Origin of the sequence: Pseudomonas sp. FGI182 (assembly GCF_000511325.1) — a bacterium.
In the GTDB taxonomy this organism is placed as follows: domain Bacteria; phylum Pseudomonadota; class Gammaproteobacteria; order Pseudomonadales; family Pseudomonadaceae; genus Aquipseudomonas; species Aquipseudomonas putida_Z.
The window spans coordinates 576,222-596,205 of the sequence record NZ_CP007012.1; the positions used below are offsets into that span (position 1 = coordinate 576,222).

General features: G+C 65.8%; 24 protein-coding genes and 1 riboswitch. Of the genes, 14 read left to right on the forward strand and 10 right to left on the reverse strand.

Features of this window, described 5'->3' with window-relative positions; translation table 11 throughout:
* Nucleotides 1-68 precede the first annotated feature (68 nt).
* Genes C163_RS02555 through C163_RS02565 form a run of 3 tightly spaced genes read right to left on the reverse strand, consistent with a single transcriptional unit; the run spans nucleotide 69 to nucleotide 2,617 of the window.
* Nucleotides 69-1,334, reverse strand: a complete 1,266-nt coding sequence (locus C163_RS02555; protein ID WP_025337515.1) for an ABC transporter permease — start codon at nucleotides 1,332-1,334, stop codon at nucleotides 69-71.
* A complete protein-coding gene (locus C163_RS02560) occupies nucleotides 1,334-2,044 on the reverse strand; it encodes an ABC transporter ATP-binding protein (protein ID WP_025337516.1) in 711 nt (236 codons plus the stop codon). The genes C163_RS02555 and C163_RS02560 overlap by 1 nt, the downstream gene beginning before the upstream one ends.
* Nucleotides 2,045-2,617 carry a DUF2796 domain-containing protein gene (locus C163_RS02565; RefSeq protein WP_025337517.1) on the reverse strand — a complete coding sequence of 191 codons (573 nt, stop codon included), beginning with the start codon at nucleotides 2,615-2,617 and terminating at the stop codon, nucleotides 2,045-2,047.
* A 130-nt stretch (nucleotides 2,618-2,747) separates the two neighbouring features.
* On the opposite strand from C163_RS02565, the gene C163_RS02570 reads away from it, so the two are divergent.
* Nucleotides 2,748-3,092: a hypothetical protein gene (locus C163_RS02570; RefSeq protein WP_025337518.1), complete on the forward strand. Its 345-nt coding sequence runs from the start codon at nucleotides 2,748-2,750 to the stop codon at nucleotides 3,090-3,092.
* 58 nt (nucleotides 3,093-3,150) lie between these two features.
* Here C163_RS02570 and trxA read toward each other — a convergent pair whose 3' ends face one another.
* The 3 genes from trxA to C163_RS02585 are packed head-to-tail and all read right to left on the reverse strand — an operon-like array spanning nucleotide 3,151 to nucleotide 5,179.
* On the reverse strand, nucleotides 3,151-4,023 hold the full coding sequence (gene trxA, locus C163_RS02575; RefSeq protein ID WP_025337519.1) for a thioredoxin: 873 nt from the start codon (nucleotides 4,021-4,023) through the stop codon (nucleotides 3,151-3,153).
* A gap of 31 nt (nucleotides 4,024-4,054) precedes the next feature.
* Entirely contained in the window at nucleotides 4,055-4,726 is a 672-nt protein-coding gene (locus tag C163_RS02580) for a methyltransferase (protein ID WP_025337520.1), read from the reverse strand.
* The gene (locus tag C163_RS02585; RefSeq protein ID WP_025337521.1) at nucleotides 4,727-5,179 is read right to left on the reverse strand and encodes a YbaY family lipoprotein; all 453 of its coding nucleotides are present in this window, start codon (nucleotides 5,177-5,179) and stop codon (nucleotides 4,727-4,729) included. It abuts the gene before it with no gap.
* A gap of 106 nt (nucleotides 5,180-5,285) precedes the next feature.
* On the opposite strand from C163_RS02585, the gene nrdR reads away from it, so the two are divergent.
* The 12 genes from nrdR to C163_RS02645 all read left to right on the forward strand — a co-directional run bounded on the left by nrdR (nucleotide 5,286) and on the right by C163_RS02645 (nucleotide 14,079).
* Entirely contained in the window at nucleotides 5,286-5,750 is a 465-nt protein-coding gene (nrdR, locus tag C163_RS02590) for a transcriptional regulator NrdR (RefSeq protein WP_003255402.1), read from the forward strand.
* 2 nt (nucleotides 5,751-5,752) lie between these two features.
* Nucleotides 5,753-6,883, forward strand: coding sequence for a bifunctional diaminohydroxyphosphoribosylaminopyrimidine deaminase/5-amino-6-(5-phosphoribosylamino)uracil reductase RibD (ribD, locus tag C163_RS02595; protein ID WP_025337522.1), 1,131 nt, complete (start codon nucleotides 5,753-5,755; stop codon nucleotides 6,881-6,883).
* A gap of 42 nt (nucleotides 6,884-6,925) precedes the next feature.
* Nucleotides 6,926-7,591, forward strand: coding sequence for a riboflavin synthase (locus C163_RS02600; RefSeq protein ID WP_003255399.1), 666 nt, complete (start codon nucleotides 6,926-6,928; stop codon nucleotides 7,589-7,591).
* Between the two features lie 18 nt (nucleotides 7,592-7,609).
* Nucleotides 7,610-8,701, forward strand: coding sequence for a bifunctional 3,4-dihydroxy-2-butanone-4-phosphate synthase/GTP cyclohydrolase II (gene ribBA / locus C163_RS02605; RefSeq protein ID WP_016484697.1), 1,092 nt, complete (start codon nucleotides 7,610-7,612; stop codon nucleotides 8,699-8,701).
* A 92-nt stretch (nucleotides 8,702-8,793) separates the two neighbouring features.
* Entirely contained in the window at nucleotides 8,794-9,270 is a 477-nt protein-coding gene (gene ribE / locus C163_RS02610; protein WP_003255395.1) for a 6,7-dimethyl-8-ribityllumazine synthase, read from the forward strand.
* Complete coding sequence (nusB, locus tag C163_RS02615; RefSeq protein WP_003255393.1) at nucleotides 9,267-9,767, forward strand: transcription antitermination factor NusB; 501 nt, start codon at nucleotides 9,267-9,269, stop codon at nucleotides 9,765-9,767. The genes ribE and nusB overlap by 4 nt, the downstream gene beginning before the upstream one ends.
* Before the next feature lie 18 nt (nucleotides 9,768-9,785).
* Entirely contained in the window at nucleotides 9,786-10,754 is a 969-nt protein-coding gene (gene thiL, locus C163_RS02620; protein WP_025337523.1) for a thiamine-phosphate kinase, read from the forward strand.
* Nucleotides 10,751-11,254 carry a phosphatidylglycerophosphatase A gene (locus C163_RS02625; protein WP_004376077.1) on the forward strand — a complete coding sequence of 168 codons (504 nt, stop codon included), beginning with the start codon at nucleotides 10,751-10,753 and terminating at the stop codon, nucleotides 11,252-11,254. Before thiL ends, C163_RS02625 begins: the two co-directional genes overlap by 4 nt.
* Nucleotides 11,255-11,270: 16 nt before the next feature.
* The gene (locus C163_RS02630) at nucleotides 11,271-12,014 is read left to right on the forward strand and encodes an ABC transporter substrate-binding protein (protein ID WP_025337524.1); all 744 of its coding nucleotides are present in this window, start codon (nucleotides 11,271-11,273) and stop codon (nucleotides 12,012-12,014) included.
* A 219-nt stretch (nucleotides 12,015-12,233) separates the two neighbouring features.
* Nucleotides 12,234-12,851, forward strand: coding sequence for a GTP cyclohydrolase II (gene ribA / locus C163_RS02635; RefSeq protein ID WP_003260612.1), 618 nt, complete (start codon nucleotides 12,234-12,236; stop codon nucleotides 12,849-12,851).
* A complete protein-coding gene (locus tag C163_RS02640) occupies nucleotides 12,848-13,267 on the forward strand; it encodes a hypothetical protein (RefSeq protein WP_025337525.1) in 420 nt (139 codons plus the stop codon). The genes ribA and C163_RS02640 overlap by 4 nt, the downstream gene beginning before the upstream one ends.
* Complete coding sequence (locus C163_RS02645; protein WP_025337526.1) at nucleotides 13,267-14,079, forward strand: cobalamin-binding protein; 813 nt, start codon at nucleotides 13,267-13,269, stop codon at nucleotides 14,077-14,079. The genes C163_RS02640 and C163_RS02645 overlap by 1 nt, the downstream gene beginning before the upstream one ends.
* A gap of 115 nt (nucleotides 14,080-14,194) precedes the next feature.
* Here C163_RS02645 and dxs read toward each other — a convergent pair whose 3' ends face one another.
* The 4 genes from dxs to ribB all read right to left on the reverse strand — a co-directional run bounded on the left by dxs (nucleotide 14,195) and on the right by ribB (nucleotide 18,301).
* Nucleotides 14,195-16,090, reverse strand: a complete 1,896-nt coding sequence (gene dxs / locus C163_RS02650; protein WP_025337527.1) for a 1-deoxy-D-xylulose-5-phosphate synthase — start codon at nucleotides 16,088-16,090, stop codon at nucleotides 14,195-14,197.
* A gap of 188 nt (nucleotides 16,091-16,278) precedes the next feature.
* Nucleotides 16,279-17,166, reverse strand: a complete 888-nt coding sequence (gene ispA / locus C163_RS02655; protein WP_025337528.1) for a (2E,6E)-farnesyl diphosphate synthase — start codon at nucleotides 17,164-17,166, stop codon at nucleotides 16,279-16,281.
* Nucleotides 17,163-17,405 carry an exodeoxyribonuclease VII small subunit gene (locus tag C163_RS02660; protein ID WP_003255380.1) on the reverse strand — a complete coding sequence of 81 codons (243 nt, stop codon included), beginning with the start codon at nucleotides 17,403-17,405 and terminating at the stop codon, nucleotides 17,163-17,165. Before C163_RS02660 ends, ispA begins: the two co-directional genes overlap by 4 nt.
* 245 nt (nucleotides 17,406-17,650) lie before the next feature.
* Nucleotides 17,651-18,301 (reverse strand): 3,4-dihydroxy-2-butanone-4-phosphate synthase, encoded by a 651-nt coding sequence (gene ribB, locus C163_RS02665; RefSeq protein WP_025337529.1) that lies wholly within the window; start codon nucleotides 18,299-18,301, stop codon nucleotides 17,651-17,653.
* A gap of 80 nt (nucleotides 18,302-18,381) precedes the next feature.
* Nucleotides 18,382-18,523, reverse strand: a riboswitch (FMN riboswitch).
* A gap of 91 nt (nucleotides 18,524-18,614) precedes the next feature.
* Between ribB and C163_RS02670 the strand changes: the two genes are divergently transcribed.
* The gene (locus C163_RS02670) at nucleotides 18,615-19,820 is read left to right on the forward strand and encodes an RtcB family protein (RefSeq protein ID WP_025337530.1); all 1,206 of its coding nucleotides are present in this window, start codon (nucleotides 18,615-18,617) and stop codon (nucleotides 19,818-19,820) included.
* Nucleotides 19,821-19,984: the final 164 nt, after the last annotated feature.

Below are 19,984 nucleotides of genomic sequence, written 5' to 3' on the forward strand. Positions count from 1 at the left end.
TGTGAAGAGCCTGTGGGAGCGGGCGTGCCCGCGAAGAAGGCAGTGAGGTATTGGATCATTGCACGCCCTCAGAGGTGAATGGACAAGCCATCGGCCAACGACTGCCGATAGGCCCGCCACGCCGGCACGCTGCCCATCAACAGTGCAGCTCCCAGGATGATAGCCAGCAACGTCCATTCATGAGCGCTCGGCATGGCCAGCGGCAAATACAAACCATAGTTGGCTTGCACATACCCCTGTGCCAGGGCGATTCCCGCATACAGCAAGCCAAGCCCGGCAGCGATCCCGACCGCCGCCAGCGACAGTGCCTCCAGCACCAGCAGCCCTGCGATATGCCACGGCCTGGCGCCAACCGAGCGCAATATCGCCATCTCCCTACGGCGTTCGTTGAGGCTGGTGAGAATCGCCGTAAGCATGCCGATCAGGCCGGTCAGCACCACGAACAGCGACACCACGAACAACGCCTGCTCCGCGGTGCCCATCAGGCTCCACAGCTCCTGCAGGGCTACCCCGGGCAGGATCGCCAGCAACGGCTCGCTGCGGTATTCATTGATCTCCCGCTGCAGGCTGAATGTCGCGATCTTGCTGTTCAGGCCGAGCATGAACGCAGTGATGGCGGCAGGCTGCAGGTCCATGGTCCGTGCCTGCTCGGCGCTGATACGCCCGGCGCCACGGGCCGGCACACCGTTGTGCCAGTCGATGTGGATGGCTTCCATGCCGCCCAGGCTGATATGCAGCGTGCGGTCGACCGGCGTACCGGTGCGCTTGAGCACACCGACCACGGTGAACGGTTTGTCATCGTGCTTGACCAGGCTGATCGCGGCCACGCCGTGGGCAAGCACCAGCTTGTCGCCCAGCTTGTAGTGCAACGCCTCGGCCACTTCGGCACCCAGCACCACCTCGAACGGATCATCGGCAAACGCGCGGCCCTGGCTCAATTCCAGGTGCTGGCGGCGGCCGTACTGGTAATGGCTGAAGTAGTCGCCGGTAGTGCCCATCACTCGATAACCACGGTGCGAGTCGCCCAGCGAGATGGGGATGGCCCATTTCACCCGCGTGTCCTTGGCGTAGTGCTCATAGCTGTCCCAACGGATGTTGTTGGTGGCGTTGCCGATGCGGAACACCGAGTACAGCAGCAGGTTCACCGAGCCGGAGCGGGCGCCGACGATCAGGTCGGTACCGCTGATGGTGCTGGCGAAACTGGCCCGGGCTTCGGTACGGACCCGTTCAACGGCCAGCAGCAGGCACACCGAAAGGGCGATGGCGAAGGCGGTGAGGAATGCGGTGAAGCGGCGGTTGGCCAGGCTGGCCAGGGCAAGGCGGAGCAGGTACATCAGGCCTCCCGGGGCTTGGCGGCACGGTTGAGTTCGGCCAGCGACAGGTGGCGGTCGAACAGCGGCGCCAGGCTCTGGTCGTGGCTGACGAACAGCAGGCTGGCACCGGCGGCGCGGCATTCATCGAACAGCAGGCGGATGAACGCTTCACGGGTGTCGGCATCCAGCGCCGAGGTCGGTTCGTCGGCGATCACCAGTTCGGGTTGGCCGATCAGTGCGCGGGCGGCAGCGACCCGTTGCTGCTGGCCGATCGACAGGCTGTCGGCGCGGCGGGCGAGCAGGGCGGGGTCGTCCAGGCCCAGGTGGGCCAGCAAGGTGCTGGCTGCCTGGTCGACACTGCCATGGCGCTGCTCGGCGCGGGCCTTGCGGCTGCGCGAGAAGCGGCAGGGCAGCTCGACGTTTTCGCGTACCGAGAGGAACGGCAGCAGGTTGAACTGCTGGAAGATATAACCGGTGTGGTCGACCCGGAAGCGGTCACGGGCGCCTTGGCCCAGGCGGCCGAGGTCCTGGCCGAGCAACTGGATGCGGCCCTGGCCCGGTACGTTCACCCCGCCCAGCAGGCCCAGCAATGTGGTCTTGCCACTGCCGCTGGGGCCCTTGAGAAACAGGGCCTCGCCAGCCTCCAGGCGGAATGCCGGAATATCCAGCAGCGCCGGCTGGCCGGGCCAGGCGAACACCAGGTCATGCAGTTCGATCAACGGCTGGCGCATTCAGAACGCGACCGCGGCCTTGGCCGGTGTGGTTTCCACGCCTTTCTGGCCATTGGGGCCGATCAGTTGAACGTTGATCTTCTGGGTGGCCGGGAAGGCCTTGAACAGCGGAGCGAGGTCCAACTGCGTCAGTTTGTCGGGGTTGGCGCAGGTCAGTTGGTAATGGGCGCCGATGTCGCTGTGCTGGTGCTCGTGCTCGTCCCCATCGTCGTCGGCTTTCGGGGCATCACCGAACAGCGGGCTTTCCAGTTCCTGCTGGTCTTCCTTGCAGCCTGCGGCAGCGGGCAGGCCGAACAGCTTCAGTGGCTGCTCCAGCTGCTGGCGCACCGCCGCGACCTTGGCCTTGTCGGCGTCGCTGTTGGCGGCGTGTTCGAAGCCGACCAGGTTCATTGCCGGGCTGTCCAGCTCCAGCTCCAGGGTGTTGCCATCGAGCACGGCGTTTAGCTTGGCCACGCCATGCTCGTGGGCGCCGAGGGTGCCGTGGGCGTGGTCGTGATCATGGTCATCATCGTGGGCTTGGGCCACGGCCAGGGACAGCAGGGCGAAGGGCAGGGCGAGCAACAGGCGACGCATGGACGACTCCGGAGCGGGCGGGAAGATTGGGTTATGTTATAACAACTTTTCCGGATGCTGCCAGCCTGCGTGGCGCAGGTTTCATGTTGGGGTAGGATGGTGGCATTGACTTGGGTTCAGGGAATGCAGCATGAGAATTCGTGGACAGATTGGTGACTGGCCTGTGGATCTGACCATCGAGCTGGCGCCTGAAGAGTGGGCGCAACTGGGGCGGCAGATCGAATTGCCCGCGGTGGCGCAGAATGCAGCAACGGAAACCGTGGCGACAACTCGTCAGGATGACGGGCAATGGACTGCGGCACGTGAGGTGTTGCGCTTGGCGGGGCAGATGAGCGGGCCGGAATTGCTGGATCGGCTGGAAGGGCTGGCCGGAAGTACGGCGGCGGGTAAACGGCTGCTGGTGCGCTTGCGGCATAGCAGTGAAGTTAAGGTGGAAAGTGGCGTGGACGCGCCGGTGTATCACTGGGTGGGATAAATCTGTATTGCCTGTGCTGCCCGCGAACGAGGGCAAAGCCCTCGCAATAGGCCTCAGGTCAGAACATCGCCGCCGACAACTTGCGACGATACACGCCGACCAGCGGGTGATCACCGCCCAGCAGCTCGAACACCTGCAGCAACGCCTTCTGCGGCAGCCCGTTCTCATAGCCACGGTTACGCTGGAACAGCTTCAGCAACCCTTCCAGCGCCGCTTCATACTGCTGGCGCGCCAGCTGCTGGATGCTCAGCTGATAGGCCGCCTCGTCATCCTGCGGGTTCTGCGCCAGGCGGCTTTTCAGGTCGGCCACTTCCGGCAGGCTGGCGGCCTGGCGTAGGAAGGTCAGCTGGGCCTTGGCGCCGGCCAGCGCGGCCTTGTGCTCGTCGGTCTTGACCGCATCCAGCACCACCTGGGCTTCACCCAGCTCCCCGCGCTCGGCCAGGCAACGGGCATACAGGATCAGCGCCTCGGCATTGCTGTTGTCCTCACCCAGCAGTGCTTGCAACAGTGCTTCGGCCTCGGCAAAACGGCTTTCGGCAAACAGCCCCTTGGCCTGCTCCAGCGGCGATGCGCTGGGTGCGGCGGGCAGTTGCACGTGTGGCTCGAGCATGGCGCGGATCGCCGATTCCGGCTGCGCACCGGCAAAGCCGTCCACCGGCTGGCCGTCCTTGAACAGCACCACGGTCGGCAGGCTGCGGATGCCGAACTGGGCAACCACCTGTTGCTCCACGTCACAGTTGATCTTGGCCAGCAGCAGCTCGCCCTGGTAACCCTCGGCGATCTTCGCCAGCAGCGGCATCAGTGCCTTGCACGGCGCGCACCACTCGGCCCAGAAGTCCACCAGCACCGGTTTGTGGAAGGAGTTCTCGATAACCAGTTGCTGGAAGGTGGCATCGGTAGCGTCGAAAATGTAAGGCGTGTCTTGGGTCATCGCGACTCTCGCAAACTCGTGGATAACACCACTATAAGGTGTCGCGGCTGGCGTGGTACAGGCTGACCCGGCGGAATTCGTGCGGCTCGGCCAGGTCCGGCAGGGTCAGCGCTTCCAGCACGCCCAGCTGCTGGTACAGCGGGTGGCTGAAGTCGCGTACCCGCGAGTCGGCCACCAGCGCCTGGCGCCCGCGGCCGAGGAAGGCATCCAGCAGCGGCAGGTTGGCGCGGTCGTACAGCACGTCGGCAACCAGGATCAGATCGAAGCGGTCGTCTTCGGCGAAGAAATCGCTGCTGTAACCCAGTTCCACCCCGTTCAGCGCGGCATTCGCGCGGCAGGCATCGAGTGCCAGCGGGTCGAGGTCGCAGGCCACCACTTCCAGCGCACCGGCGCGGGCGGCGGCAATACCGGCGATACCGGAGCCGGCGCCAAAGTCCAGCACACGCTTGCCGGCTACCCATTCCGGGTGCTCGGCCAGGTAACGGGCCATGGCCAGGCCGCTGGCCCAGCAGAAGCTCCAGTAGGGCGGTTCTTCAAGAATGCGCCGGGTCTCTTCGCTGCTGAAGGCGCGGTCCATGTTCTGGTCGTCGATCAGCCACAGCTTGAGGTCGCAGCCGGGCAGCTCGCTGACCACAAGACGCGCTTCGCCGATCAGGCCGCTGAGGGCCTGTTGCAGGGGCTGTTGTAGGGAGACTGGCGCCACTTACGGCGCCTTCTCGAAACGCAGCGGGCCGATGGCCTGGGTCTGGGCCTGGGTAATGCGCACCGGCGGCAGGTGCATGATCAGCTGGCCAGAGCTGCTGGCGCGGCCGCGCAGCTCGACCCGGGCACCGGCGGGGAAGGCCTCGGGGTTGAAGCGCAGCTGGTAAGGCAGGGCCTGGCCGGTGCCGGTCAGGTTGCTGCTGGCCAGCAGGCGTTGTGGGCGGTCGCGTTCATCGATGACCAGCAAGGCCAGCTCCACGTCGGCACCGGCCGGGATTGCCAGCAAGGTGCCGCTCAGCTCGCGCTGGTAGGCCGGCAGCGGGCCCAGTACTGCGGCCGGCTTGGCCGTGCGGGCTGGCGTGGGTGCCGGAGGGGTGTCGGGCTTCGGCCTGTCGCTGCCGCAGGCGGCGAGCAGGGCGGCGCAGCACAGCACGACGAGCGCTCGGTAGTGCATGGGGTAGTCCTTCACGGGCAGATTTCCCATGGATGTTAACCCCTTTGGCTTGTCTTGCCAGTGGGATGCGCTACCATGGCCCTCCCTTTTTTTGTTGCCTGCCACCATGCACTGTCCCTTTTGCGGTGCCAACGACACCAAGGTCATCGACTCTCGCCTCGTCGCCGAGGGCGAGCAGGTGCGCCGCCGCCGCGAATGCGTCGCCTGCGGCGAGCGCTTCACCACCTTCGAAACCGCCGAGCTGGTGCTGCCCCGGCTGATCAAGCAGGACGGCACGCGCCAACCCTTCGACGAAGAAAAACTGCGCGCCGGCATGCAGCGGGCACTGGAAAAACGCCCGGTCAGCGTCGAGCGCCTGGAAGCTGCGCTGGCGCATATCAAGAGCCGCCTGCGTGCCACCGGCGAGCGTGAAGTCAAATCGCTGGTGGTGGGTGAGATGGTCATGGCCGAGCTGCGCAAGCTCGACGAAGTGGCCTATATCCGTTTTGCCTCGGTTTACCGCCGCTTCCAGGACCTCGACGAGTTCCGCGAAGAAATCGACCGCCTGGCTCGCGAGCCGGCTAAAGAGTGACCATGCCCAGCCAAGCTGCCATCCTCGACGCCCACTACATGGCCCGCGCGCTGGAGCTGGCGCGCAAGGGCCTGTACACCACCCACCCGAACCCGCGCGTAGGCTGCGTGATCGTGCGCGATGGCGAGGTGGTCGGCGAAGGCTGGCATGTGCGCGCCGGCGAGCCGCATGCCGAAGTGCATGCCCTGCGACAGGCCGGTGAGCGTGCCCGTGGCGCCTGTGCCTATGTCACCCTCGAGCCGTGCAGCCACCATGGCCGCACGCCGCCGTGCGCCGAAGCGCTGGTCAAGGCCGGGGTGGCGCGGGTGGTAGCCGCCATGCAGGACCCCAACCCGCAAGTGGCGGGGCAGGGCCTGCGGCGCCTGGCCGAGGCCGGTATCGAAGTGGCCAGCGGCGTGCTCGAGGCCGAGGCCCGCGCACTCAACCCCGGTTTCCTCAAGCGTATGGAACATGGCCTGCCGTTCGTTCGCGCCAAGCTGGCCATGAGCCTGGATGGCCGCACCGCCATGGCCAGTGGCGAAAGCCAGTGGATCACCGGCCCGGCCGCCCGTTCGGCGGTGCAGCGCCTGCGCGCCCGCTCCAGCGTGGTACTGACCAGCGCCGCCAGCGTGTTGGCCGATAACGCGCGTATGACCGTGCGCGGCGCCGAGCTGGGCCTGGATGCCGAAACCACCGCCCTGGCACTCAGCCGCACACCGCTGCGCGTGCTGGTCGATGGCCGCCTGCGCCTGCCGCTGGATGCACCGTTCTTCCAGGCTGGTCCGGCACTGGTGGTGACCGCTGTCGCAGATGACCCGCGCTATGCCGCTGCCGGCCACGAACTGCTCAGCCTGCCGGGTGACAATGGCCAGGTAGACCTGCCGGCGCTGCTGCAGGCCCTGGCAACCCGTGGCGTCAACGAAATCCTGCTGGAAGCCGGTGCCGGCCTGGTCGGCGCCTTCGCCCGGCAAGGCCTGATCGACGAGTACCAGCTGTTCGTCGCCGGCACTTTCCTCGGTTCCCAGGCCCGCCCGCTGCTGGACTGGCCACTGGACAAGATGAGCGAAGCGCCGCGGCTGAAAATTACCGAAATGCGCGCAGTGGGCGATGACTGGCGGGTCACGGCCATCCCCCTGTCGGCGCCCGGCGTATAATGCCAGGCTTGCCCCGCGCAAACCGTTTTTGAGGAAGACCCCATGTTCACCGGCATCATCGAATCCATCGGCACCATCCGCAGCCTGACCCCCAAGGGTGGCGACGTGCGCGTCTACGTCGAAACCGGCAAGCTCGACCTGGGTGACGTCAAGCTCGGCGACAGCATCGCCGTCAACGGCGTGTGCCTGACCGCTGTCGAACTGCCGGGTGACGGCTTCTGGGCCGACGTCAGCGTCGAAACCCTCAAGCGCACCGCCTTCATCGACCTCAAGAGCGGCAGCAAGGTCAACCTGGAAAAAGCCCTGACCCCCACCACCCGGCTGGGCGGGCACCTGGTCAGCGGCCACGTCGACGGGGTCGGCGAAATCATCTCGCGCAGCGATAACGCCCGCGCCATCCAGTTCCGCGTGCGCGCACCGAAGGAACTGGCCAAGTACATCGCCCACAAGGGTTCGATCACCGTCGACGGCACCAGCCTGACGGTCAACGAGGTCAATGGCGCCGAGTTCGAGCTGACCATTGTCCCGCACACCCTGTCCGAAACCATCATGGCCGACTACCGTGCAGGGCGTCGGGTAAACCTTGAGGTCGACCTGCTGGCCCGATACCTGGAGCGTCTGCTGCTGGGTGACAAGGCCGCCGAACCGAGCAAGGGCAGTGGCATTACCGAAAGCTTCCTGGCCGCCAACGGCTTCTTGAAATCCTGATTGAGAAGGGGGTGCCGCGTGGCGCTCAACAGCATCGAAGAACTGGTCGAAGACATCCGCCAGGGCAAAATGGTCATCCTCATGGATGACGAAGACCGCGAAAACGAGGGCGACATCATCATGGCAGCCGAGTGCTGCCTGCCCGAGCACATCAACTTCATGGCCAAGCACGCCCGTGGCCTGATCTGCATGCCGATGACCCGCGAGCGTTGCGAAACGCTGAAGCTGCCGCTGATGGCGCCGCGCAACGGCTCGGGCTTCGGCACCAAGTTCACCGTGTCGATCGAAGCCGCCGAAGGTGTCACCACCGGCATCTCCGCCGCTGACCGCGCACGCACCGTGCAGGCGGCCGCTGCCAAGGACGCCAAGGCCGAAGACATCGTCAGCCCTGGCCACATCTTCCCGCTGATGGCCCAGCCTGGCGGTACCCTGGCCCGTGCCGGCCACACCGAGGCCGCGTGCGACCTGGCGCGCATGGCCGGTTTCGAGCCAAGCGGCGTGATCTGCGAAGTGATGAACGACGACGGCACCATGTCCCGCCGCGCCGAGCTGGAAGTGTTCGCCGCCGAGCACGGCCTGAAGATCGGCACCATTGCCGACCTGATCCACTACCGCATGATTCACGAGCGCACCGTGCAGCGCGTCTCCGAGCAACCGGTGGAGAGCGAGCTGGGCGAGTTCAACCTGGTCACCTACCGCGACGCGGTGGAAGGCGACGTGCACATGGCCCTGACCCTGGGCAAGATCTGCGCCGAAGAGCCGACCCTGGTGCGCGTGCACAACATGGACCCGCTGCGCGACCTGCTGCTGGTCAAGCAACCGGGCCGCTGGAGCCTGCGCGCCGCCATGGCCGCCGTGGCCGAGGCCGGCAGCGGCGTGGTATTGCTGCTGGGCCACCCGCTGGACGGCGACGTACTGCTGGCGCACATCCGCGAAAGCGCGGGCGATGCACCCGCCAAGGCACCGACCACCTACAGCACCGTGGGTGCCGGTTCGCAGATCCTGCGTGACCTCGGTGTGCGCAAGATGCGCCTGATGAGTTCGCCGATGAAGTTCAACGCGATATCCGGATTCGATCTGGAAGTTGTAGAATACGTGCCCTCCGAGTGACTTGAGGCGGCAGTGACGCCCTCCAGCTCGAGTCCATACCCCTGTCGAGGCCGCCAGCATGCGGCCTCGCTCTTGAAGATGAGAATATCGGAATGACCCTGAAGACCATCGAAGGTACCTTCATCGCCCCCAAAGGTCGCTATGCTTTGGTGGTTGGCCGCTTCAACAGCTTCGTCGTCGAAAGCCTGGTAAGCGGTGCCGTTGACGCCCTGGTACGCCACGGTGTCAGCGAAAGCGACATCACCATCATCCGTGCCCCGGGTGCATTCGAAATCCCGCTGGTGGCACAGAAGGTCGCCCAGCAAGGCGCCTACGACGCGATCATCGCCCTGGGCGCCGTGATCCGTGGTGGTACCCCGCACTTCGAATACGTGGCGGGCGAATGCACCAAGGGCCTGGCCCAGGTGTCCATGGAGTTCGGTGTTCCGGTGGCCTTCGGCGTACTGACCGTCGACTCCATCGAACAGGCCATCGAGCGTTCCGGCACCAAGGCCGGCAACAAAGGTGCTGAAGCTGCCCTGTCCGCTCTGGAAATGGTCAGCCTGCTGGCGCAGTTGGAGGCCAAGTGATTAGCGACGAAAGCGATCGTTTCAACCCGCGCGATCCAAAACCTGCGGATGCCGGCAAGCCATCGAAGAGCGCCAAGCGCCGCGAAGCCCGCAAGCTCGCGACCCAGGCACTGTACCAGTGGCACATGGCGCAGCATTCGCTGAACGAGATCGAAGCGCAGTTCCGGGTCGATAACGATTTCACCGATGTCGACGGTGCCTATTTCCGCGAGATCCTGCATGGGGTCCCGGCAATCAAGGGCGAAATCGACAAAGCGTTGGTGCCGTGCATGACCATCGCATTGGAAGAGCTCGACCCGGTCGAGCTGGCCGTGCTGCGCCTGTCCACCTGGGAACTGATCAAGCGCGTTGACGTGCCGTACCGCGTAGTGATCAACGAAGGCGTGGAACTGGCCAAGGTCTTCGGCGCCACCGACGGCCACAAGTTCGTCAATGGCGTGCTGGACAAGCTCGCCCCGGCCCTGCGCGAAGCAGAAGTCAAGGCGAACAAGCGCTGATCCTGGCGCTTGCGGACCATGGGTGAGTTCGAGCTGATCAGCCATTACTTCGCCGCCGCGCCCTGTGCGCAAGGCGGTGAAGGCGTGGCCCTGGGCATCGGTGACGACTGCGCCCTGCTGAGCCTTCCCCCCGGCGAGCAACTGGCGGTGTCCACCGACACCCTGGTTGCCGGGGTGCATTTTCCGGCTGTGTGCGACCCCTGGTTGCTCGGCCAGCGCTCGCTGGCCGTGGCGGCCAGCGACCTGGCTGCCATGGGCGCCACCCCCATCGGTTTCACCCTCGCCCTGACCTTGCCCGAGGTCAGCGCCGACTGGCTGCAAGCCTATGCCAGCGGCCTCAACCGCATGGCCGGCCACTGCCAGCTGAGCCTGATCGGTGGCGATACCACCCGTGGCCCGCTGAGTATCACCATGACCGTGTTCGGCCGGGTTCCGGCGGGGCAGGCGTTGCGCCGTGGCGGGGCTCGCCCGGGCGACTTGCTGTGCGTGGGCGGTGAGCTGGGCAATGCGGCGGGTGCCTTGCCGCTGGTGCTGGGCCAGCGCCAGGCCGATGCCGCGCTGGCGCAACCGTTGCTCGATCATTACTGGTCGCCATCGCCACAGTTCGCTCTGGGCCAGCTGCTGCGCGGGCGTGCCACCTCGGCGCTGGATATTTCCGACGGCTTGCTGGCCGACTGCGGGCATATCGCCAAGGCCTCCCGTGTGGCGCTCGAGGTGAACCTGGAGCAGGTACCGGTGTCAGCCGCTCTGCAGGGGTTCCTCGGTGCCGAGGCCGCCGTGCAGGCGGCGCTGACCGGTGGCGACGACTATGTGCTGGCGTTCACCTTGCCGCCAGCCGAGCTTCCATCCCTGCAGGCACAAGGCCTGGCTGCGTTCCATGTCATCGGGCGGGTGCTCGAAGGGCAGGGTGTCAGCCTGCGCGACCGGCAGGGCCAGGACATCACCCCGCGGCAACGCGGCTATCAACACTTTAGGGAGACACCGTGACCGACCACCCCAACCAGGTGCCTGCGGAGTTCGTTCCGCCTTCGGTCTGGCGCAACCCGTGGCACTTCATCGCCTTCGGTTTCGGTTCCGGCACCTTGCCCAAGGCGCCGGGCACCTGGGGCTCGCTGGTGGCCATACCGTTCATCCCGCTGTGGCAGATGCTGCCCGACTGGGGCTACTGGCTGTTGCTGGGCGTGAGCATGCTGTTCGGCTTCTGGCTCTGCGGCAAGGTCGCCAATGACTTGCGCGTGCACGACCATGAAGGCATTGTCTGGGACGAGATCGTCGGCATGTGGATAACCCTCTGGCTGGTGCCGGAAGGCTGGCAGTGGCTGCTGGCGGGGTTCCTGATGTTCCGCTTCTTCGACATCCTCAAGCCGTGGCCGATCCGCTGGGTCGACCGCCATGTGCATGGGGGCGTCGGGATCATGCTCGACGATATCCTGGCCGGCGTGTTTGCCTGGCTGGGGATGCAGGTTCTGGTGTGGGCGGTTGCCTGATACAGGGAGCGTGTGAATGGCCATGAGGACGGTGCTGCTGGCAATGCTGTTGAGCCTTGCCCCGTGGGCGGCTGCTGCCGAAGGTGTGCCGAAGCAGATCCACCTGGTCAGCGAAGAGTGGCTCGACTACACCAACGCCGACGGCACCGGGGTGGCCTGGGACGTGCTGCGCAAGGTGTTCGAGCCGGCCGGGGTCAAGGTGGTGACCCAGAGCGCGCCTTACAGCCGTGCGATCGGGCTGGTCAAGCGTGGCGAGGCTGACGCCTGGGTAGGCTCGTACAAGGACGAGAACGACGACAACCTGTACCCGCGCTGGCACTTCGACATGGACCACATCTACGCCCTGGGGCTGGTCAGCAAGCCCGTGCCTACCCAGCAGACCATAGGCCATTACCGCCTGGCCTGGGTGCGTGGCTACGACTTCGGCAGCTACCTGCCCAATGTGCATGACTTTCGCGAAGTCCAGCGCCGCGAAGGCATTTTGCCAATGCTCGAGCATGACCGCGTGGACTACTACATCGATGCGCTGACCGAGGTCGACTACGTGCTCGGCCAGACCTCCCAACCCGAGCGCTTCCGCCGCACCCATGTGGCCGAGCTGCCGCTGTACCTGGCCTTTGCCCGCAACGCACAGGCCAAGGCCCTGCGCGACCTGTTCGACAAGCGCATGGCCGAGCTGGTGCGCAGTGGCGAGTTGAAGCCGATCTTCGAGCACTGGCAGCAGCCGTATCCGTTCAGCCCGGATAGCAAGCCGCATTGACCTGTGGGAGCGGGCGTGCCCGCGAAGAATCCACCGCGGTGTGAGGCACCGGCTACGCCGGTGTTCGCGGGCATGCCCGCTCCCACAGGATTGAGTACAGACCTCTGCTAAGCATCGAACTTTTCGATCTTAAGCCACGGTATTCAGCCAGCCCACATCCCCCAACCTGCTGATACAATCGGCCCACGAGAAATTTTCAACTTATTCCAGGAGCACAACGTGCCCGTCGTCTTTGTTGCCGCCTCTAAACTCCCGACTCCCTTCGCGACCTTCACCATGCATGGCTTCCTCGACGAAGCCACTGGCCGTGAGCACGTGGTGCTCAGCCTGGGTGACATCGCGGACGGCCAGCCGGTGCTGGGGCGCCTGCACTCCGAGTGCCTGACCGGCGATGCCCTGTTCAGCCAGCGCTGCGACTGCGGCTCGCAGCTGGAAGCCGCGCTGCAGGCCATCGCCCGTGAAGGCCGTGGCGTGCTGCTGTACCTGCGTCAGGAAGGCCGTGGCATCGGCCTGCTGAACAAGATTCGCGCCTACGAGCTGCAGGATGGTGGCGCCGATACCGTCGAGGCCAACGAGCGCCTGGGCTTTGCCGCCGACCAGCGCGACTACGCCATGTGCCTGCCGATGCTGGAGCACCTGGGCGTGAAGTCGCTGCGCCTGATGACCAACAACCCGCGCAAGGTCAAAGCCCTGACCGACATGAACATCGTCGTCGCCGAGCGCGTACCGCTGCACACCGGGCACAATCCGCACAACCGCTACTACCTGGCAACCAAGGCCGGCAAGCTGGGCCACATGCTGGGTAACGAGCACCAGGGCGAGGTGCCTCAGGCGTGACCCGCGCCGAGGTCAAGCGGCGCCTGGCGCTGGCCTGGTGGCAGTACCTGGCGGTGGGCCTGGTGCCGCTGCCAGTGATGGCCTGGGCCTTCGGTGGCGGTGATGCGCTGGCCTCGGTGCTGGCCATGCCACTGTTCATTGCCGGTGCGGCGACCATGTTCCTCAGCCTGCCGCGCTTCGGTGCCTACAAGCGCGCCCTCATCGCCACGTCCAAGGTGCTCGGCACTGGCGAAGAGCCCTCCGCCTGGATCGAGCTGGCGCGGGTGCGGCGCCTGGCCATGCTGTATGCCTGCTTCCCGGCCTGGGTCGCCGCCTTGTCGGTGCTGGTCGGCCTTGAGGCGGTGCCGCAGATCCTGCTGGCGTTGTCCACCGCAGTGGTGCTGTACCTCTATCGCATTCCACGCCAGCTCGGCTGATGCGCCTGCTGCCCGGCCTGCTGGTGCTGTTCGTCTGTTCCGCACTGGCCGCCGAACCCCTGCGGGTGGTCAGCCTGGCCCCGTCGATGAGCGAGATCATGCTCGAACTGCAGGCCGATGACCTGCTGGTCGGTGTGCTCGACGGTGGCGAACGGCCGGCGGCGCTGCGCGAGCTGCCCTCGGTGGGGCGCCAGGGGCAACTGGACCTCGAACGCCTGCTCAGCCTGCGCCCCGACCTGTTGCTGCTGTGGCCGGGCAGCGTGCCGCCGGCCCAACGCGACCAGCTCAAGCGCCTGGGTATCGCAACGTACAGCGCAGAACCCCATGACATCGACCAGCTGATCGAGCAGATCGAAGCCATCGCCGAACGTATCGGCCGTGCCGAACAGGGCCATCGGTATGCCCAGGCCCTGCGTGACCGGCTGCGGCAGCTGCGCCAGCAGTATCGACGGGACGAGCCCCTGCAGGTGTTCTACCAGGTCTGGGATCGACCGCTGTATACGCTCGGTGGCCGGCAGGTGGTCAGCGATGCCCTGGCCGTTTGCGGCGCGCGTAATGTCTTCGCCGATCTCACCCAGCCGGCACCGCAGGTGAATGTGGAGTCTGTGCTGCTGCGCAACCCGCAAGTCATTCTGGCGGGTGATGAGGCGCAGCTGGAGAGTTGGAAGGCCTGGCCGCAACTGCGCGCGGTTGCCGATGATCGTTTACTGGTGGTGCCAGACAAAGGCCTGGAGCGGCCTAGTGGGCAGATGATCGAAGCTACGGCGCGTTTGTGTGCGCTGCTCGAGGCTAACGCGCCAGTATCCAAGTGAGCTTTTGCGAGGGCTGCGCCCTCGATCGCGACGCAAGGCCGCTCCTACAAATAACTGCGCGGTCCCTGTAGGAGCGGCCTTGTGTCGCGATGGGCCGCAAAGCGGCCCCAAAATCTCAAAGCCCGAGCCTGGCCATGCGGGCCTTCACCGAAGCCCCGATCCCGGCCGCATCAAGCCCACACTCAGCCAGCATCTGCGCAGGCTTGGCATGCTCGACATAGATGTCCGGCAACCCCAGGTGCAGCAGTGGTTTCACGATCGCCTGGCTGGCCAGGAACTCACCCACAGCCGCACCGGCACCGCCCATGATGGCGTTTTCTTCGATGGTCACCAGCAGCTCATGGTTTGCGGCCAGTTCCAGCACCAGTGCCTCGTCCAGCGGTTTGACGAAGCGCATGTCGACCACGGTAGCGTTGATCTGCTCAGCCACCTGCATGGCCTCGGCCAGTTGCACGCCGAACACCAGCAAGGCGACTTTCTCGCCCTGGCGACGGACCACGCCCTTGCCGATTTCCAGCGGTTTCAGGTCACCACTGATCGGCGCGTTCGGGCCGGTGCCACGCGGGTAGCGCACAGCCGCCGGGCCGTTGTACAGGTGGCCGGTGCTGAGCATCTTGCGCAGCTCGTTCTCGTCGCTCGGGGTCATCACCAGCATGCCCGGGATGCAGCGCAGGTACGACAGGTCGTAGCTGCCCGCATGGGTCGGGCCGTCTTCGCCGACTAGGCCGGCGCGGTCGATGGCGAACAGCACGTCGAGGTTCTGTACCGCCACGTCGTGGATCAGCTGGTCGTAGGCGCGCTGCAGGAAGGTAGAGTAGATCGCCACCACCGGCTTGCTGCCCTCGCAGGCCATGCCGGCCGCCAGGGTCACGGCATGCTGCTCGGCGATCGCCACGTCGAAGTAACGCTCCGGGTAGCGCTCGCTGAAGTCGACCAGGTCGGAGCCTTCCTTCATCGCCGGGGTAATGCCCACCAGGCGGTTGTCGGCGGCAGCCATGTCGCACAGCCACTGGCCGAACACCGCCGAGTATTTCGGGCCGCTGGCTTTCTTCGGTGCGGCGGGTTTGTCGGCCGGCTCCAGCTTGGTGATGGCGTGGTAGCCGATCGGGTCGATCTCGGCCGGGGCGAAGCCCTTGCCCTTCTTGGTCACCACGTGCAGGAACTGCGGGCCCTTGAGGTCACGCATGTTGCGCAGGGTGGCGATCATGGTCGGCAGGTCGTGGCCGTCGATCGGGCCGATGTAGTTCCAGCCCAGTTCTTCGAACAGTGTGCCCGGCACCAGCATGCCTTTGGCGTACTCCTCGGTGCGGCGGGCGATTTCCCAGGCGCCCGGCAGGCGCGACAGCACTTTCTTGCTGCCTTCGCGCATGCTCGCGTAGGTGCGGCTGGAGAGGATCTTGGCCAGGTAGTTGGACAGGCCGCCGACATTGCGCGAAATCGACATGTCGTTGTCGTTGAGGATCACCAGCATGTCGGCGTTGACTTCCTGGGCGTGGTTCAACGCCTCGAAGGCCATGCCGGCGGTCAGCGCGCCGTCGCCGATCACCGCGATCGACTTGCGGTCGCTGTTCTGCAGGCGGGCGGCAATGGCCATGCCCAGTGCGGCGCTGATCGAGGTGCTGGAGTGGCCGACGCCGAAGGTGTCGTACTCGCTCTCGCTGCGGCGCGGGAAGGCGGCGATGCCGTCCTTCTGGCGCAGGCTGAGCATGCGGTTACGGCGCCCGGTGAGGATCTTGTGCGGGTAGGCCTGGTGGCCCACGTCCCACACCAGCCGGTCGTCGGGGGTGTCGAAGACGTAGTGCAGGGCGATGGTCAGCTCGATGACACCCAGGCCGGCACCAAAATGCCCACCGGTCTGACCCACGGTGTAGAGCAGTTCCTGGCGCAGTTCGTCGGCCAGGGTCTCCAGGTCGGCTTCGGCCAGCCGGCGCAGGCCGGCAGGCGTGTCAGCGCGGTCGAGCAACGGCGTGACCGGGCGTTCGCGGGGGATCTCTTGAAACGTCGTGGGCATCAGGCGAGTCGTTATAGGTGTGTGAAGACGCGGCAGTTTACCCCATTGTAGGAAATACTGCCCATTCAGACGGGTGTCGCATGGGGCTGCTGTGCAGCCCTTCGCGGGCAAGCCCGCTCCCACAGGTGCAGCGCTGTCCTGTAGGAGCGGGCGTGCCCGCGAAGGGCCGCATAGCGGCCCCAGTCAAATCAGTTGCGGCGTTCGACGATGTAACGCGCCAACGCCCGCAGCGGTTCGGCCTTTTCGCCGAACCCTTGCAGTGCGACCAGCGCCTGGTCGCGCAGTTCGATCGCGTAGGCCTTCGCCGCTTCCAGGCCCAGCAGTGCCGGGTAGGTCGGTTTGTCACGGGCGATATCGGCCCCCTGGCGTTTGCCCAGGGTGGCGGTGTCGCTTTCCACGTCGAGGATGTCGTCCTGCACCTGGAACGCCAGGCCGATGGCCTGTGCATAGGTCTGCAGGGCATCCAGTTGCGTCTGTTCGGCGCGGGCGCTGGCCAGGGCGCCGAGGCGCACGCTGGCTTCGATCAGCGCACCGGTCTTGTGCCGGTGCATGAACTCCAGCGCTTGCTGGTCCAGCTTCAGGCCAACCGAGCCCAGGTCGATGGCCTGGCCACCGACCATGCCTGCCGGGCCGGCAGCCTTGGCCAGGGCCTGGACCATGGCCAGGCGAATGCTGTCGGCCTGCGGGCTCAGGCGCGGGTCGAGCAGGGCGCTGAAGGCCAGGCTCTGCAAACCGTCGCCGGCGAGGATCGCGCAGGCTTCATCGAAGGCTTTGTGGGTGGTCGGCTGGCCGCGGCGCAGGTCGTCGTCATCCATGGCCGGCAGGTCGTCATGCACCAGCGAGTACGCGTGGATCAGTTCCACCGCACAGGCTGCGCCGTTGGCCTGTTCGGCCGGGGCGCCCAAGGCTTCGCAGGCCGCGTAGGCCAGCAGCGGACGAACGCGTTTGCCGCCGTTCATCACGCTGTAGCGCATGGCGGCGTAAAGGCGTTCGAGTTCCTTGGTCGGGGCGACGAACAACGGTTCGAGGGCGGCGTCGACCCGCGCCTGGCAGCTGGCCTGGTAGGTGCCGATCATGCTTCCGGCTCCGCGTCGAAGGGCTGTGCTGCCAGTTCGCCATCGCGTTCCAGCAGGATTTGCACCTTCTGTTCGGCCTGGGCCAGGGCGCCCTGGCAATCGCGGGTCAGGGCGATGCCTTGCTCGAAGGCGGCCAGCGACTCTTCCAGCGACAACTCGCCGTTCTCCAGGCGCTCGACCAGTGCTTGCAGGTCTGCGAGGGATTGCTCGAAATCGAGGGAGGCTTTTTTGCGGGCCATGGCGACTGTCTCGGTGGCATTCAGAACGGCGCGACACTAGCAGAGCGGGGCGGGGGGAGCAAACTTCCGGCCACCCGATCGCTTAACGCGGTCAATTGTAGGAGCGGCCTTGTGTCGCGAAAGGGCCGCAAAGCGGCCCCAGGGTTTCAGCGCAGACGCACAAATTGCTGGGGCTGCTTTGCAGCCCTATCGCGACACAAGGCCGCTCCTACAGACACTGTGTCAGTTTTGAACCCGGTGCGGGATCAGGCTGGCTCTGCTTCCAGCTCCAGCATGGCCTCACGGTACCGCGCCAGTTCCTCGATGGTCAGCACCGGCAGATTGTATTGCCGCGCATACACCGCCACCTGCTCGCCACGGGCCATCGTGCCATCGGGGTTCATCAGTTCGCACAGCACTGCCGCCGGGCGCAACCCGGCCAGGCGTGCCAGGTCCACCGAGCCTTCGGTGTGGCCACGGCGGGTCAGCACCCCGCCATTGCGGGCGCGCAGCGGGAACACATGCCCCGGGCTGACGATATGGCGCTGGTCCGCGGTGGAGCGCAGTGCCGCGCCAATGGTGGTGATGCGGTCCTGGGCGGACACCCCGGTGGTAATGCCTTCCGCCGCCTCGATGGTGACGGTGAAGCCGGTGCCATGGCGGGCCTGGTTGTTCTGCACCATGGGTGCCAGTTGCAGTTCGTCGACGGTGGCCTCGTCCAGGCACAGGCAGACGATGCCGCTGCAATCGCGAATCATCATGGCCATGGTCTGCAGCGAGATGTTCTCGGCGGCGGCGATGATGTCCGCTTCGTCCTCGCGGTCGTCGTCGTCGAGCAGCAGTACAGGGCGCCCGGCCTGGAAGGCGGCGATGGCGGCGCTGACATTGGGGAATTGCGGGTGGTGCCTGGTGGACATGAAACGCTCCTCGTGAATGATCGATGAACGTCTCGGGGCGAACAAAATGCGCGCGCAGGGGCGCCCGGATGGCCCCTGCCTGACGCCTTCTTTCATCCGGACTATGACCGTCGGCTCTGGAGTCTCACCAGATCTGCTGACCCCCGGCATGGCCGGGGCGCTCGCGGGCTCATCTTTCGATTTACCGCCGGTGGGGACTTTCACCCCGCCCTGAAGACCCGCCAAGCATACAGCACATTGCCACCTCGCTGGCAACCCACGGCTCTACGACCTTTGGCGGTATCATTCGGCTATGCATTCGAGGAACAACCCCATGGACATTCTCCAGGTCGCCGGCGGCAAGCCGGTCAAGTTGTGGACCGACGGCGTACCGGTGGAAGACGACGCCCGCAAGCAACTGCTCAACACGGCCAGGATGCCGTTCATCTTCAAGCACCTGGCAGTGATGCCGGACGTGCACCTGGGCAAGGGATCGACCATCGGCAGCGTCATTCCCACGGTTGGCGCGATCATCCCCGCCGCGGTGGGGGTGGATATCGGCTGCGGCATGATCGCCGCGCGCACGTCGCTGCACGCCCGCGACCTGCCGGACAACCTGCATGGCCTGCGCAATGCCATCGAGCACGCCGTGCCGCATGGCAAGACCTTCGGCAAACATGACCAGGGCGCCTGGGCCGATGTGCCGGCCAAGGCGGACAAGGCCTGGGGGCAGTTGGCCGGGCGCTTCAAGGCCATCACCGACAAGTACCCGCGCCTGGAGAGGACCAATAACCGCCATCACCTGGGGACGCTGGGCGGCGGCAACCACTTCATCGAGGTGTGCCTGGACGAGGCCGACCGCGTCTGGTTCATGCTGCACAGCGGCTCCCGGGGCGTGGGCAATGCCATCGGCAACCTGTTCATCGAACTGGCCCAGGCCGACATGCGCCAGCACCTGGCCAACCTGCCGGACAAGGACCTGGCGTATTTCGAGGAAGGCAGCCGCCATTTCGCCGACTACGTCGAAGCGGTGGAGTGGGCGCAGGACTACGCCAGGCAGAACCGCGAACTGATGATGCTGGCGGTGGTCGGTGCGGCTCGCAAGGCGCTGGGCAAACCGTTCGAGGCCAGCCTGGAAGCGGTGAACTGCCACCATAACTATGTGCAGCGCGAGCAGCATTTTGGCCGAGAGGTGCTGGTGACGCGCAAGGGGGCGGTGTCGGCGCAGAAAGGGCAGTTGGGCATCATTCCCGGCTCGATGGGGGCCAAGAGCTTCATTGTGCGAGGGCTGGGCAACGAGGAATCTTTCTGTTCCTGCAGCCATGGTGCCGGCCGGGTGATGAGCCGGACCAAGGCCAAGAGCCGCTTCACCGTGGAAGACCAGCGGCGGGCCACGGCGCATGTAGAATGCCGCAAGGACAAGGAGGTGATCGACGAGATCCCCATGGCCTACAAGGACATCGATGCGGTGATGCGCGCGCAGCAGGAATTGGTGGAGGTGGTGCACACCTTGCGGCAGGTGGTGTGTGTGAAGGGCTGACCGGGGGGCTGCCTGTGCCGGCCTCTTCGCGGGTAAACCCGCTCCCACAGGGATCGAGTGAACCTATGGGGCACAGGTTGCCATGAAAAGATGAAGCCTGTGATGGCGCAGGTTGCAACTGAAGGTGAAGCCTGTGGGGGCTCTGTGGGAGCGGGTTTACCCGC

Bases quoted from the DNA above. Each gene is read 5' to 3' on its own strand.
- ribD (WP_025337522.1), top strand. From the start codon at position 5,753: ATGCCCAGCCAAGCTGCCATCCTCGACGCCCACTACATGGCCCGCGCG.
- C163_RS02645 (WP_025337526.1), top strand. From the start codon at position 13,267: ATGCGCCTGCTGCCCGGCCTGCTGGTGCTGTTCGTCTGTTCCGCACTG.
- thiL (WP_025337523.1), top strand. From the start codon at position 9,786: ATGGGTGAGTTCGAGCTGATCAGCCATTACTTCGCCGCCGCGCCCTGT.
- C163_RS02555 (WP_025337515.1), bottom strand. From the start codon at position 1,334: ATGTACCTGCTCCGCCTTGCCCTGGCCAGCCTGGCCAACCGCCGCTTC.
- nrdR (WP_003255402.1), top strand. From the start codon at position 5,286: ATGCACTGTCCCTTTTGCGGTGCCAACGACACCAAGGTCATCGACTCT.
- C163_RS02560 (WP_025337516.1), bottom strand. From the start codon at position 2,044: ATGCGCCAGCCGTTGATCGAACTGCATGACCTGGTGTTCGCCTGGCCC.
- dxs (WP_025337527.1), bottom strand. From the start codon at position 16,090: ATGCCCACGACGTTTCAAGAGATCCCCCGCGAACGCCCGGTCACGCCG.
- C163_RS02670 (WP_025337530.1), top strand. From the start codon at position 18,615: ATGGACATTCTCCAGGTCGCCGGCGGCAAGCCGGTCAAGTTGTGGACC.
- C163_RS02630 (WP_025337524.1), top strand. From the start codon at position 11,271: ATGGCCATGAGGACGGTGCTGCTGGCAATGCTGTTGAGCCTTGCCCCG.
- C163_RS02570 (WP_025337518.1), top strand. From the start codon at position 2,748: ATGAGAATTCGTGGACAGATTGGTGACTGGCCTGTGGATCTGACCATC.
- C163_RS02565 (WP_025337517.1), bottom strand. From the start codon at position 2,617: ATGCGTCGCCTGTTGCTCGCCCTGCCCTTCGCCCTGCTGTCCCTGGCC.
- ispA (WP_025337528.1), bottom strand. From the start codon at position 17,166: ATGATCGGCACCTACCAGGCCAGCTGCCAGGCGCGGGTCGACGCCGCC.
- ribE (WP_003255395.1), top strand. From the start codon at position 8,794: ATGACCCTGAAGACCATCGAAGGTACCTTCATCGCCCCCAAAGGTCGC.
- C163_RS02660 (WP_003255380.1), bottom strand. From the start codon at position 17,405: ATGGCCCGCAAAAAAGCCTCCCTCGATTTCGAGCAATCCCTCGCAGAC.
- C163_RS02585 (WP_025337521.1), bottom strand. From the start codon at position 5,179: ATGCACTACCGAGCGCTCGTCGTGCTGTGCTGCGCCGCCCTGCTCGCC.
- trxA (WP_025337519.1), bottom strand. From the start codon at position 4,023: ATGACCCAAGACACGCCTTACATTTTCGACGCTACCGATGCCACCTTC.
- ribB (WP_025337529.1), bottom strand. From the start codon at position 18,301: ATGTCCACCAGGCACCACCCGCAATTCCCCAATGTCAGCGCCGCCATC.
- C163_RS02600 (WP_003255399.1), top strand. From the start codon at position 6,926: ATGTTCACCGGCATCATCGAATCCATCGGCACCATCCGCAGCCTGACC.